The organism is Pseudomonas sp. KSR10 (assembly GCF_022355455.1).
Lineage (GTDB): Bacteria > Pseudomonadota > Gammaproteobacteria > Pseudomonadales > Pseudomonadaceae > Stutzerimonas > Stutzerimonas stutzeri_E.
This window is the reverse complement of the sequence record NZ_JAKOEN010000019.1, coordinates 264,877-278,170: the sequence shown is the minus strand read 5'-3', so window position 1 is coordinate 278,170 and position 13,294 is coordinate 264,877. Positions and strand designations below refer to the sequence as shown.

Below are 13,294 nucleotides of genomic sequence, written 5' to 3'. Positions count from 1 at the left end.
CGAGAGGAGCGGCGCGATGTTCAAAGCCGGTCAAGTCTTGCAGGGCGATTTCGCCAATCTGAAAGCCGCCGAATTCTTCCCCGTCATAAGCGCCAACTACAGCGTTGACGAGGCAGCCTATCTCACCGAGCTGCTGCAGCTCGCCGACCCAGGTGACGCCGGGATCGAGGCTGTCCGCCGCAACGCCCGCGCACTGATCGAAGACGTGCGCGGCCGGGACAACGCCGTCGATACGCTCGACGCGCTGCTGCGCCAGTACAGCCTGGATACGCACGAGGGCCTGATGCTCATGTGTCTAGCCGAAGCGCTGCTGCGCGTGCCGGATTCGGCGACGGCCGATGCGCTGATTCGCGACAAGCTCAATGCGGCAGAGTGGGAACGCCATCTCGGCCAGAGCGATAATGTGCTGGTCAACTTCGCCGCCTGGGGGCTGGTCATGACCGGCAAGGTGGTCGATCCGGAAAATGCAGACGGCCGTCCGAAGAATGTCATCGGCCGGCTGATCAAGCGCTCCGGCGAGCCAGTCATCCGCGCTGCGATGAACCAGGCGATGAAGCTGATGGGCAAGCAGTTCGTGCTGGGTCGCAGCATCTCCGAGGCGCTGAAGAACGGCCGCCCCGAGCGGGAGAAGGGCTACACCTATTCCTTCGACATGCTCGGCGAAGCGGCGCTGACCGCCGAGGATGCACGCAAGTACATGGCTGACTACCGTCAGGCTGTTGAGACTGTCGGTGCCGAGCCGCAAGTCGGTTCCGGCCCGCGTCCGTCGGTGTCGATCAAACTGTCGGCCCTGCATCCACGCTATGAAGTGGCTCAGCGCGAGCGAGTGCTCACTGAACTGTTCGAAAGCGTACGCGAGCTGGCCATCCTGGCGCGCCGCCTGGATGTCGGCATCACCATCGACGCCGAAGAGGCGGATCGCCTCGAGCTGTCGCTGGAGCTTTACGAAAAACTGATGCGCGACCCGGCCATCGCCGGCTGGGGCGAGTTCGGCCTGGTCATCCAGGCATACTCCAAGCGCTGCCTGCCGGTGCTGGTCTGGCTGACCCTGCTGGGTAAGGAGCTGGGCGCGCGCATCCCGCTGCGGCTGGTCAAGGGTGCTTACTGGGACACCGAGATCAAGCAGTGTCAGGTTCAGGGCTTGAACGGCTATCCGGTATTCACTCGCAAGGAAGGCACCGACACCTCCTACCTGGCCTGCGCGCGCTACTTGCTGTCCGAGCACACCCGCGGCGTGATCTATCCGCAGTTCGCCAGCCACAACGCGCACACCGTCAGCTGCATTCTGTCGATGGCCGACGAGCTGAAAGTCCCGCGCGAGTTCGAGTTCCAGCGCTTGCATGGGATGGGCGACGCACTGTACGACACGGTGATCGAAAAGCATCGCAAGAACGTGCGCATCTACGCCCCGGTCGGTGCCCACAAGGACTTGCTGCCCTACCTCGTGCGGCGCCTGCTGGAAAACGGCGCCAACTCGTCGTTCGTTCATCAGCTGGTCGACCCGCGCGTGCCGGTGGACACCCTGATCGACCACCCGGTGACCCAGCTGCGGCAGTTCAGGACCCTCGGCAACCATCGCATCCCGCTTCCACCGGCGCTGTACGGCAACCGGACCAACTCGCAAGGCATCAACATGAACATCCAGACTCAGTGGAACGACCTGTCCAGCGCCTACCAGACCTTCCTCGGCCGTCAGTGGCAGGCCGCCCCGGTGATCGGCGGGCAGAAGCTCACCGGTGCGCCACACAAAGTGCACTGCCCGTATCAGCTCAGCCAGGAGGTGGGCACCGCCCAGTTCGCCACCGCTGAGCAGGCCAAGCAGGCCGTCGACGGCCTGGCCGCTTTCTGGCCGCGTTGGAACGCCACACCGATCGAGCAACGCGCACAGGTCCTCGAGCGCCTTGGTGACCTGCTCGAAGCCAACCGCGCCGAGCTGATGGCGATGTGCACGTTGGAAGCCGGCAAGACCTTGCAGGACGGCATCGACGAAGTCCGCGAGGCCGTGGATTTCTGCCGTTACTACGCCCTGCAGGCTCGCCTGAAACTCGGTCGTGAAGAACTCAAAGGACCCACCGGCGAGCGCAACGAACTGTTCCACGAAGGCCGCGGCGTATTCGTCTGCATCAGCCCCTGGAACTTCCCCCTGGCGATCTACCTCGGTCAGATCACCGCAGCACTGGTCGCCGGTAACACCGTGCTGGCCAAGCCCGCCGAGCAGACCAGCCTGATCGCCGCCCGTGCGCTGGAGCTTATGTTCGAGGCCGGCCTGCCCAAGGATGCCATCGCCTTCCTACCCGGCGACGGCGCCACCTTGGGCGGTGTCTTCTGCCGTGATCCGCGTGTGGTCGGCGTGTGCTTCACCGGCTCCACTGATACCGCGCGCATCATCAACCGCCAGCTGGCGGAGAAGGAAGGAGCCATCGCCACCCTGATCGCCGAAACCGGCGGCCAGAACGCGATGATCGTCGACTCCACCGCGCTGCCTGAGCAGGTCGTCAAGGATGCGGTCGGTTCCGCCTTTACCAGCGCCGGCCAGCGCTGCTCGGCTCTGCGCGTACTCTATGTGCAGCGCGACATCGCCGATCGCGTGATCGAGCTGATCAAGGGCGCCATGGCCGAGCTGAAGGTCGGCCCGACTCACTTGCGTGAGAACGATCTGGGCCCGGTGATCGATGCCGAGGCGCGCGAAGGGTTGCTGGCACATATCCAGCAGCTCAAGGCCGAAGGCAAGCTGATCGCCGAAGCCAAGCTTCCGGGGAGCCTGAACGGGCATTTCGTCGCGCCGGTGGCGTTCGAGATCGGTGGGATTCATGAGTTGAAGAAGGAGCAATTCGGCCCGGTGCTGCACGTGGTGCGCTTCGACGCGGCGGATCTGGAAAAGGTCGTTGCGGACATCAACGCCACCGGTTACGGCCTGACGCTCGGCGTGCACAGCCGCAACGAGGAAACCGCCGAGCGCATCGAGGCACTGGCTCGGGTCGGTAACCTCTACGTCAATCGCAATCAGGTTGGCGCCGTGGTCGGTGTGCAGCCGTTCGGCGGCTGTGGTTTGTCCGGCACCGGCCCGAAAGCCGGCGGCCCCAGCTACCTGCTGCGCTTCGTCAACGAGCGCACCACCTCCACTAACACCACCGCTGTTGGTGGTAACGCGTCCTTGCTGTCGCTGGGTGACGACTGATCGTCGACTCGGTTAAAACGTCCGGCGGCTCGGTTCAGAGACCGCCGGTTCACTAGAACAATCAGAACAGTTGGCGGATCGCTCTTCCGCCACTGATGGGCTCAGGTGAGCCCGTCCCGGTGATGGCGCGAACCGCCATCGCCCTCTGCCAGGTGGGATCGGGAATACCCTCGCGCCCATCAACAACAACTAACGAGGGAACAAAATGAGCATCAGTACTCCCACTTTAATCACGTTCGTGATCTACATCGGCGCCATGCTGTTAATCGGCTTCGTCGCTTACCGTGCCACCAAGAACTTCGATGACTACATCCTGGGGGGACGTAGCCTGGGAAGTTTCGTCACGGCACTGTCGGCCGGCGCTTCGGACATGAGCGGCTGGCTGCTGATGGGCCTGCCGGGGGCGATTTTCGTTGCGGGCTTGTCGGAAAGCTGGATCGCCATCGGCTTGATCGCCGGTGCCTGGCTGAACTGGCTGTTCGTGGCCGGGCGCCTGCGCGTGCATACCGAGCGCAACAAGAACGCGCTCACGCTGCCTGACTATTTCTCGCACCGCTTCGAAGACGACAGCCGGTTGCTGCGTATCTTCTCGGCGCTGGTCGTCCTGGTGTTCTTCACCATCTACTGCGCCTCCGGAGTTGTCGCCGGCGCCCGTCTGTTTGAAAGCAGCTTCGGCGTGCCGTACGACCTGGCACTCTGGATCGGCGCGGCAGCGACCATCCTCTACGTGTTCATCGGCGGCTTCCTCGCCGTGAGCTGGACCGACACCGTGCAGGCCACGCTGATGATCTTCGCGCTGCTGATCACGCCAGTATTCGTGATCCTGGCGCTGGGCGACATGGGCGCTGCGATGGATACCATTGCCACGCAGAACCCGGCCGCGTTCGACATGTTCAATGGCCTGTCCTTCGTTGCCATCGTTTCCTTGCTGGCCTGGGGCCTGGGTTACTTCGGTCAGCCGCACATCCTTGTGCGCTTCATGGCCGCCGACTCGGTGAAGACCATCCCCACCGCCCGCCGCATCGGTATGGCCTGGATGATCCTGACCCTCGCCGGTGCGGTCGCCGTGGGCTTCTTCGGTATCGCCTACTTCGCGGGCCATCCGGAACTGGCCGGTCCCGTTTCCGAAAACGGCGAACGTGTATTCATGGAACTGGTGAAAATCCTGTTCAACCCCTGGGTGGCGGGCATCATCCTTTCGGGTGTTCTGGCTGCCGTGATGAGTACCCTTAGCGCTCAGTTGCTGGTCAGTTCCAGTGCGCTGACGCAGGATTTCTACAAGGCCATGTTGCGCAAGAATGCTTCGCAGACCGAGCTGGTTTGGGTCGGCCGCGCAATGGTCTTGCTGATCGCCTTCGTTGCCCTTGGCATCGCGTCCAACCCGGACAGCAAGGTGCTGGGCCTGGTCTCCTACGCCTGGGCCGGCTTTGGTGCCGCTTTTGGTCCGGTGGTACTGATTTCGCTGCTGTGGAAGAACATGACGCGCAATGGCGCGCTGGCCGGCATGGTCGTTGGTGCCGTCACCGTGGTGGTCTGGAAGCAGTTCATCGGTCTCGGTCTTTACGAAATCATTCCGGGCTTCATCCTCGCCAGCATCGCCATCGTGGTATTCAGCAAGGTGGGGCAGCGCGCTTCGACGACCATGATCAAGCGCTTCGAAGACGCTGAGCGTGAATACCAGGGGCACTGATCGCTATCGCTGGTTGTAACGACAAACGAAAAGCCCCGCTGCCAGCGCCCTGGCAGCGGGGTTTTTTACGTTGGAGCCTTGGGCTCAATCGTCAACGATCAGATTTTCGCGGTCGTCCTTGGCTCCTGCGGCAATCAGATGTTCTGCTTGGTCCTCGGTGATATGGGTGTTGGCGCCGCCGATGTGCGCGACGGACATGCGCGCGTTCGGGTCAGTGCTTACACGTGTGTCCATTATGGCGCTGCGGTAGGTGGTACCTTCGACTGTGGTGGAACAGGTGCCGGTGGCGGTATCGATCGTGACGGACATGGCGGACCTCCAGAGATGTCGAGTGGAGCGGCACTGGACGTGCGCGACCCTTATTCGTCTGACCCCTACAGCGCCGATCCGTTGCCCTGAACCATGGAGCCGGGAGAGGCAGCGCGGGTGCGATCGGCGAAAGGATTACGCTGAGCAAAACCTATGCGGGTGGCGGCGGAAATGTCTTTTTTGCGGCGGCTTCTGGGCCACGTATATGGTCGTTATGTCCTGCGGCTGCCCCTGCTAAGAGGCGGCAAAACCATCCGGTCACGGGCGAAAGCGCCAAGCAGACGCTATCCTTGAGCTACCGGGCTATCCGTTGCTGGCGCTGTGCAACCTAGCGTTTGCGTATCGTCAGTGGAGGCGGGGCTCCTCCGCAGCACAAGGACATTCTAATGAACGTGAGCACTCCGACCCTGATCACCTTCGTGATCTATATCGCGGCGATGATCCTCATCGGCTTCACGGCCTATCGCGCCACCAAAAATTTCGACGATTACATCCTGGGCGGTCGCAGCCTCGGCAGCTTCGTCACGGCCTTGTCGGCGGGGGCTTCGGACATGAGCGGCTGGTTGCTGATGGGCTTGCCGGGCGCTGTGTTCGTTGCCGGCCTGTCGGAAAGCTGGATTGCCATCGGCCTGATCGCCGGTGCCTGGTTGAACTGGCTGTTCGTTGCTGGACGGCTGCGTGTGCATACCGAGCACAACCATAATGCACTGACGCTACCTGACTACTTTTCTCACCGTTTCGAGGACACCAGCCGCCTGTTACGGATCTTCTCGGCCCTGGTCATTCTAGTGTTCTTCACCATCTACTGCGCCTCAGGCGTCGTCGCCGGCGCGCGTTTGTTCGAATCCACCTTTGGCATGTCCTACAACGTGGCCTTGTGGGTAGGGGCGGCGGCGACGATTCTCTATGTATTCGTTGGCGGTTTCCTTGCTGTGAGCTGGACCGACACCGTGCAGGCGACGCTGATGATCTTTGCGCTGCTGATCACGCCGGTGTTCGTCATCTTCGCCCTTGGCGACATGGGGACAGTGATGAACACCATCGCGGCGCAGGACCCCTCGAATTTCGACATGTTCAAAGGGCTGTCCTTCATCGCGATCATCTCCCTGCTGGGTTGGGGGCTGGGGTATTTTGGCCAGCCGCACATCCTGGTGCGTTTCATGGCAGCCGACTCGGTGAAGACCATCCCCACCGCCCGCCGCATCGGCATGACATGGATGATCCTGACGCTGACCGGCGCGGTTACCGTGGGCTTCCTCGGCATCGCCTATTTCGCGGACAACCCGACGCTGGCGGGTGCGGTCACCGAGAATGGTGAGCGTGTGTTCATGGAGCTGGTCAAACTGATGTTCAATCCCTGGGTCGCTGGCATCATCCTTTCTGGCGTACTGGCCGCAGTGATGAGCACGCTCAGTGCGCAGTTACTGGTCAGCTCCAGCGCCCTGACGCAAGACTTCTATAAGGCCTTCCTGCGCAAGGGCGCATCGCAGACCGAGCTGGTTTGGGTTGGTCGTGCCATGGTGCTGTTGATCGCGTTGATCGCCATCGGCATCGCGTCGAACCCGGACAGTAAAGTGCTGGGCCTGGTGTCCTACGCCTGGGCTGGTTTCGGCGCTGCGTTCGGTCCGGTGGTGCTGATTTCGCTGGTCTGGAAGCGCATGACCCGCAACGGCGCGTTGGTCGGGATGCTGGTTGGAGCGATAACCGTGGTGGTTTGGAAGCAGTTCATTGGCCTCGGTCTGTACGAAATCATCCCGGGCTTCATCCTCGCGAGCCTTGCCATCTACGTGGTGAGTCTCATGGACAAGGAGCCAGCCGCGTCCATTCAGCAACGTTTCGAAGTGGCAGACGCGGAATATCGTGCAGGTTGAGCAGGCTCTTCGGATCATCGCCATGGCGATGACCCCGTCGTGCTCGGGTTTTAACTGATCGCGGCATTAAGCCTAAAGATGGCCTGTCGTTAATTCGCGCAGCGGTGGATACTGTGCCAGGCGCCAGGGCATTGGCGCCCCGTTAGGAAATTCAGGAGTATTCCGATGAAAGCGCAATCCGTGATGATGACTCGCGCAATGGCCGTCGTGCTGGCGGCTTTCTTGATGACCGGCTGCAGCCTGCGCCTACCGGGCGTCGGTATCGACATCGGCGACGGTGGCGGCCATGGCGGCACTCACTGCCCTCCAGGACAGGCAAAGAAAGGCAACTGCTGAACCGCAGCGTCTTCACCGGGCCGAGTCGCATTGCCTCTCGGCCCGCTTCAACGCATCACCTTGCTGTCGGCGCCCTGCCGATTCGCCCCGTGCAAGTCCGCCTTCGTTCGTTATTCCCTCTTGGTACGTCTAAGCGCCAGTCCTCGCCACTATAAGCGCGGCGACACCCCGCGTATTTCCGATATGAAACTCGCCGGTCACCTCCTGAATATCTGCTGTGTTTGACAGGTCGAAGCTTTCTGCCACGGTTAGTCAACGTGCGCGTTGTGCTTCCGCCCGACAATCGCGGTAAAGCTCGCATCGATAGAACAACAACAATAATTGAGGAAATTCACATGCTCCCAGATAAGTTGGCTTCAGCTTGCGCGCGCGTCGTTGCCGGCCTGATGTTGGTAGGCACGATCGGAGTCGCCGTCGATGTTCAGGCCCGGACGAAGCCGATCAAGCCACCGCTGTCACACAGCGATTCGCGACTACAGGACTCGCGGACCTTCGTACCGGTCGAATCTCCGCTGGCGCCTTTTCCCGGTCTGCCAAGCGAGCGCTGGACTGGCGTCTATCAGGGCTCGTCCTACCAGATCGAAGTACCACCGAACTGGAATGGCATGTTGGTGATGTACGCGCACGGCTATCGCGGCACGGGCCCGGAACTCACCGTGGGGCCGCCGCCGATCCGACCATGGCTGCTGCAACAGGGCTATGCCTGGGCTGCATCCAGCTACAGCAAAAATTACTACGATGTGCGTGCTGGCATTGAGGACACCAACGCTCTGGCGCTGGCCTTCAGCAGCCTGACCGGCAAGGCGCAGCCGACCAAGACCTATATCACCGGCCATTCCATGGGCGGGCACGTCGCAGCGGCCGCGGTCGAGGCAGAGACCTATGCCACCGCCAACAATACGGTGCGGTATAGCGGTTCGGTGCCCATGTGCGGCGTCACCGGGGACGTCTACGAATTCGAGTATCTGATGAACTTCACCCTGGCCGCCCAGCATCTGGCAGGCCTGGGGCCGACCACGTTTCCGGCCACCGATTTCCAGGCCAAGCTGCCGCAGATCATCGGCGCGCTGTGGAACAACTATCCGACCGATCCGTCATCGCAGGGTGAAAAGCTCGAAGGCATCGTCCGAGAGCTCAGCGGTGGCGAGCGCCCGATCTTCGCCGAAGGCTTCCGCACCAGCTTGCAAAGCGTCGTGCTGGGTACCGGTGGTCGAGACGGTTCGGTCGACGGAATTCTCGCCGATTCGCTCTCCGGCAACCTTGCCACCCGCTATCAGTTCGATACGAACAAGGCGATGTCCCGCGAGGAACGCGAATTCAACGATTCGATCATCCGTGTCATTGGCCATCCGCCGGCCAATAGCATCCGCCCAGACGGCCTGCGCTGGATCCCGGTGGTGAACGGCCAGTTCAACGTACCGGTGGTCAGCATCCATACCCTGGGCGATCTGTATGTGCCGTTCAAGCATCAACAGATATATCGCCGCAACGCTGAAGCCAACGGCAACGGCGATCTGCTGGTGCAACGTGCCATTCGCGCCCCGAGCCACTGCGATTTCAGCTATCAGGAACAGGTCGACGCCATGGCGGCGATGTTGCAATGGGAACAGCAGGGCATCAAGCCGGCCGGAGATGACGTGATCAACCCGCGCGTCGTCGCTAATCCTGCATATGGTTGCCAATTCACGCGCAATGAGGGCATTCCGACACGCGAATTGCTGCCGGCTTGTCCGGGTAGCTGATGCCGCAGGTGTCCTGAACGAGAAAAGCCCTGCTTGTGCAGGGCTTTTCTATTGGAGCGGGGCGATTCCTTTGTGTTTATGCTCGCTGCGTTGCTTTCATGTGACTTCTCGCTGGGGCTCCGTCTCGTTTCGGGCATTGCATGTCAGCGCTTTCGGCTCCTCGTCGATGCCCGATACCCCGAGCTGAAACGCGTGAGTGCACCTCGATTCGATAACGGGTGGGTTATTGCTGGACGACGCTCGCAACGTTGCCGCTACCGTTCTGAATGATAGTGGCGGCGGTATTTTCATACGTGAACGTCTCCTGCCTGAGGAAAGCCTGGTTGCCATCACCTGACTGGCTGATGAGCGCCTCATGCATATGGAACCCCTGATAGGCATCGATCTGGTTGTTGGATCCGACCTGAGCGATATCCAGGCTGTTGTCGTCGCCAACCTGCGAAATGTCGACCAGGTTATAACTCCCTTCCGAATATCCACTGATGCTCGAGCCTTGCCCGACGAAGCGCGCATTAAGCTCGTTGCCGGTGCCCCGCTGGGTATAGTCCAGCGTGCTGTAACCGTCGCCCGCTTCGATCTTCGCTATGTTGGCAACACCAATCTGTTGAAGGGCTACGTCGCCTGCTGGGTAACGGCCGGAGATTTGCTCGATGTCTGCCTCGTTGGACGTGCCTTCTTGTGCGACCACCGCGGAACCGCCACCGAAGCCGTTGCTCACCTGTTCAAGCTGCACCCGGTTTGCCGTGCCGGTCTGCTGAATGTCCGCCGTGCTGAAACCGGACTGGGTCACTTGAACCGCGTTGTCCTGGCCGATGGAAACCACATCGAGCTGGTTGCCTACCCACGTCTGTATGGCATCGAGTTGGTTGCCACTGCCGTCCTGATGAATCGTCGCGGTACTAGCGAGCTCGTCATGGTGTTCATGCTGTTCGAGCGTGGCGCGGTTGGACGACCCGGCTTGATAGACATCCGCACTCGCCATACCCGGCCGGCTTCCATTCACCTGGTAGATCTCGGCTGAGTTCAGCGAGCCAACTTGCTCCACGCTCGCCTGGCCTCCCTCGCTACTGGTGCCGGACTGGTCGGTGAGCGCGCTGTTTTGAGTACCATTCTGATAGATAAAGGAGCGCTGCATGATGCCGCTCTGCGTCTGCTCTGCGCTGTTGTCGGTGCCGTGCTGCTCTATCTCAGCCACATGTTCGCTAGCCAATATGCTGCCGCTCGCTATCAGCAAAAGCGCTGCAGCCAAAGGAGTTATTTTAAGCATTGGAAACCTCCTGTTCGCATTGGATGAGCTCCGTACATCACAGGCGAAGCAAGAGGAGTGTTGTCGGTTCGTTTATATCTCGGTATAGGTAAATAGAGTCAATTTCATGGCTGAACGGGATTAGCTCTTCACGGCATAAGCAACTTTATTCTGCATGAACACGGTCGGGTCTACGGCTTTCAAGCTGCGTTCCGATGGATATCCACTGTCGGTTAGCACTGCACCGCCCGTATCGAAACGATGAAAAAAGAGTCTGGTTAATTTCGCTTTGTGCGAAAGCAGAGGTCATCGCTCCAGACCCTGTAGGCGATGAAGTCTGCGAGGCGTAAGACCGCAAATGAATAGTCCCGTCTCTCTTTTGATTCAATGGAAGCGCTTATCCGCCGAAATACACCACCATTCTGAGATGCCGGTGTTCATCCACCACCAGCGTTTCATGGCGCAAGTCCTGTCGCTCGGCATTGGCCGTCAGGACCGATCCAATCCCGCGCCGCGCCTCCTCGCTATCGTGTGTCTCCCACCAACGCCTAAAGTCGGCCGATAGTTCATTGAGGTCCTCGATTAACGCCAGCATCGCTGGATCCTGCGGAGCAACGGCAAAGTCATAACGGAACTGCGCCAGTAGCTTGGGCGCATCATCCCGCCAAGCGGGCAGACGTCGTCGCATGTCGGGATCGGCAAACACCATGCGCAGGATATTGCGGACCTCGCGCTGCCGAGCACTGAAATCGAATAAAGCATCGGCCGCTGCATTCCAAGCAATGACATCCCAGCGCAGGTTGAGCACATAGGCAGGTTTTGTCGCCAAATCGTCCATTATTTGTTGGATGAGGGGGGTGACCGACGACCAGTGATGGGCCTCTGGAGGAGGCGGGCGTTTGTGGGCCAGAAGAAACAGGTGGCAGCACTCGGCGTCGTCGAGCTTTAGCGCGTGAGCCACGCTCAGCAAAAATTTCTCCGATACCTGAATATCCCGCCCTTGCTCGAACCAGGTATACCAAGTCAGCCCCACGCCAGCCTTCGCTGCAACTTCCTCTCGGCGTAGGCCCGGCGTTCGGCGCCGCCCATGTGAGGGCAGGCCAACGTCGGCCGGCGTCAGTTTCTTGCGGTGCCAGGTAAGAAATTCGGACAACTCGTTCTTGGTGCGGTTGAGGCTTCGCTCGATCATGGCTATTGCCACCAGTAATAGGATAACTACTTAAATTGTACTAACACTTGATCGCTCCGAAGATGAGACCTTCCGCAACCAAGCCGGGCAAACCGGGAGGTCACACTTGAATACATCTGGCGATTCAACCCTTAAAACCGAAACCTTCCAGGCGCATGGCCAAGCCGCTGAAAACCGCGCGAGTAACCGTGAGTGGCTTGGGCTGGCGTTGCTGTCGCTGCCTACCATGTTGCTTGGGCTGGACATGACACTCTTGCACCTGGCCTTGCCCGCGCTGGCGGTTGATCTGCGGCCGACAAGCGCGCAAACACTTTGGATCGTCGATGCCTATGGCTTCATGATCGCTGGGTTTCTTATCACGATGGGAACGCTAGGTGATCGCATAGGGCGGCGCAAATTGCTCATGATCGGCGCAACTGCTTTCGGGGTCGCCTCCGTAATGGCGGCCTACTCGACTAGCGCTTCCATGTTAATTGCCGCACGCGCCGTGTTAGGTGTCGCGGGCGCGACCCTGATGCCATCAACACTGGCGCTAATCAGCAACATGTTTCTTCACCCCCATCAACGCGCGCTTGCCATAGGGATATGGGCCACCATGTTTGCGCTGGGCATGGCCGTTGGGCCCGTGTTGGGTGGCGGCTTGCTTGAACACTACGGGTGGGGGGCTGCATTTCTCGTCGCGCTGCCGGTCGTGGGGCTTTTGCTGGTAGCCGCCCCGTATCTACTGCCGGAATACAGCGCTCCGCAACAAGGGCGTCTGGATCTGCCTAGCGTCGCGCTGTCGCTGCTGGCTTTGCTCCCGATCATCTATGGCATCAAGCAAATCGCCAAGGATGGGATAGGAGCCAGCGCCGCGCTTGGCATCGCGGTCGGGCTGATATTCATGTTTGTTTTCATCCGGCGGCAGCGCCTATTGGCCAGTCCGCTCGTCGATCTCAGCCTGTTCTCCAATAAGGCAACTAGTGTGGCCTTATTGGTGCTCCTGGTTGGCCTGATAGGCGTCGGCGGGACGATGTTGCTAGTGACTCAGTATCTGCAGCTGGTGGCTGGACTGTCACCGCTAGTCGCAGGGCTGTGGATGGGGCCGCCCGCTCTCGCCATGCTGGCGGCAGGCATTACCGCACCGCTGCTTGCAAGGCGCATTCGGCCAGGCCATGTCATAGCGGGAGCGCTGGGCCTATCTGCAGTGGGCTATCTGATGTTGGCCCAGCTCGACAATTCGCCCCATGGGGTAACCTTGGTAACGGCATCGTTTTCGCTGGTCTACCTTGGCTTGGGCACCATTGCTGCGTTGGGAACGGATCTGGTAGTAGGGGCAGCACCTGCCGAAAAGGCAGGATCTGCCTCGGCTATGTCTGAGACGGTGCAGGAGCTTGGCTTGGCGGTAGGCATTGCCGCGCTGGGTAGCCTGACGACCGCTGTTTATCGCAACAGCATGACCGACCAGCTCAGCGGGTTAATGGCGCAGGATATCCAGCATGTGGTATCGGACAGCCTCGCCGGCGCCCAGTCGGTATCGCAACAGCTACCCGCTGGTGTATTGGAACAGGCGCAAGCAGCATTCGTGATGGGGTTCAATGTAGCTGCAGTGACCAGCGGCATCAGCATTGCTGTGCTGGCTGGGCTGGCGGCAATCAACTTACGACATATCGGCTTGAGCGCTGACACTTCCTCCCAAGAATCCAATGATCGCCCCCCGTTTAGTTAGAAGGCACGCCTATTTGCGTAACGGG

The 13,294-nt window shown here is 60.5% G+C and carries 9 protein-coding genes; 6 read left to right on the top strand and 3 right to left on the bottom strand.

Going from position 1 to position 13,294, the window contains the following annotated elements:
• Positions 1-16: 16 nt before the first annotated feature.
• A complete protein-coding gene (gene putA / locus MCB86_RS10195; protein ID WP_045161030.1) occupies positions 17-3,178 on the top strand; it encodes a bifunctional proline dehydrogenase/L-glutamate gamma-semialdehyde dehydrogenase PutA in 3,162 nt (1,053 codons plus the stop codon).
• A gap of 205 nt (positions 3,179-3,383) precedes the next feature.
• A complete protein-coding gene (gene putP, locus MCB86_RS10190; protein ID WP_239610800.1) occupies positions 3,384-4,868 on the top strand; it encodes a sodium/proline symporter PutP in 1,485 nt (494 codons plus the stop codon).
• 84 nt (positions 4,869-4,952) lie between these two features.
• On the opposite strand, the gene MCB86_RS10185 is transcribed toward putP (MCB86_RS10190), so the two are convergent.
• Positions 4,953-5,177 carry a DUF3203 family protein gene (locus MCB86_RS10185; RefSeq protein ID WP_239610799.1) on the bottom strand — a complete coding sequence of 75 codons (225 nt, stop codon included), beginning with the start codon at positions 5,175-5,177 and terminating at the stop codon, positions 4,953-4,955.
• 386 nt (positions 5,178-5,563) lie between these two features.
• Between MCB86_RS10185 and putP (MCB86_RS10180) the strand changes: the two genes are divergently transcribed.
• From putP (MCB86_RS10180) to MCB86_RS10170, 3 genes are all read left to right on the top strand, one after another.
• Positions 5,564-7,048 (top strand): sodium/proline symporter PutP, encoded by a 1,485-nt coding sequence (gene putP, locus MCB86_RS10180; RefSeq protein ID WP_239610798.1) that lies wholly within the window; start codon positions 5,564-5,566, stop codon positions 7,046-7,048.
• Positions 7,049-7,231: 183 nt separating this feature from the next.
• Positions 7,232-7,384 (top strand): hypothetical protein, encoded by a 153-nt coding sequence (locus MCB86_RS10175; RefSeq protein ID WP_230623572.1) that lies wholly within the window; start codon positions 7,232-7,234, stop codon positions 7,382-7,384.
• A gap of 335 nt (positions 7,385-7,719) precedes the next feature.
• Positions 7,720-9,126 carry an alpha/beta hydrolase gene (locus MCB86_RS10170; RefSeq protein ID WP_239610797.1) on the top strand — a complete coding sequence of 469 codons (1,407 nt, stop codon included), beginning with the start codon at positions 7,720-7,722 and terminating at the stop codon, positions 9,124-9,126.
• Positions 9,127-9,349: 223 nt separating this feature from the next.
• Here MCB86_RS10170 and MCB86_RS10165 read toward each other — a convergent pair whose 3' ends face one another.
• Both MCB86_RS10165 and MCB86_RS10160 read right to left on the bottom strand, forming a co-directional pair.
• Entirely contained in the window at positions 9,350-10,393 is a 1,044-nt protein-coding gene (locus MCB86_RS10165; RefSeq protein ID WP_239610796.1) for a hypothetical protein, read from the bottom strand.
• 376 nt (positions 10,394-10,769) lie between these two features.
• Entirely contained in the window at positions 10,770-11,561 is a 792-nt protein-coding gene (locus tag MCB86_RS10160) for a helix-turn-helix transcriptional regulator (RefSeq protein WP_045161036.1), read from the bottom strand.
• 106 nt (positions 11,562-11,667) lie between these two features.
• Between MCB86_RS10160 and MCB86_RS10155 the strand changes: the two genes are divergently transcribed.
• The gene (locus tag MCB86_RS10155; protein ID WP_239610795.1) at positions 11,668-13,269 is read left to right on the top strand and encodes an MFS transporter; all 1,602 of its coding nucleotides are present in this window, start codon (positions 11,668-11,670) and stop codon (positions 13,267-13,269) included.
• The last annotated feature ends 25 nt before the right edge of the window (positions 13,270-13,294 follow it).

What these genes read in the sequence shown, in the direction of transcription:
- putA (WP_045161030.1), top strand. Translation starts at nt 17, where the DNA reads ATGTTCAAAGCCGGTCAAGTCTTGCAGGGCGATTTCGCCAATCTGAAA.
- putP (WP_239610800.1), top strand. Translation starts at nt 3,384, where the DNA reads ATGAGCATCAGTACTCCCACTTTAATCACGTTCGTGATCTACATCGGC.
- MCB86_RS10185 (WP_239610799.1), bottom strand. Translation starts at nt 5,177, where the DNA reads ATGTCCGTCACGATCGATACCGCCACCGGCACCTGTTCCACCACAGTC.
- putP (WP_239610798.1), top strand. Translation starts at nt 5,564, where the DNA reads ATGAACGTGAGCACTCCGACCCTGATCACCTTCGTGATCTATATCGCG.
- MCB86_RS10175 (WP_230623572.1), top strand. Translation starts at nt 7,232, where the DNA reads ATGATGACTCGCGCAATGGCCGTCGTGCTGGCGGCTTTCTTGATGACC.
- MCB86_RS10170 (WP_239610797.1), top strand. Translation starts at nt 7,720, where the DNA reads ATGCTCCCAGATAAGTTGGCTTCAGCTTGCGCGCGCGTCGTTGCCGGC.
- MCB86_RS10165 (WP_239610796.1), bottom strand. Translation starts at nt 10,393, where the DNA reads ATGCTTAAAATAACTCCTTTGGCTGCAGCGCTTTTGCTGATAGCGAGC.
- MCB86_RS10160 (WP_045161036.1), bottom strand. Translation starts at nt 11,561, where the DNA reads ATGATCGAGCGAAGCCTCAACCGCACCAAGAACGAGTTGTCCGAATTT.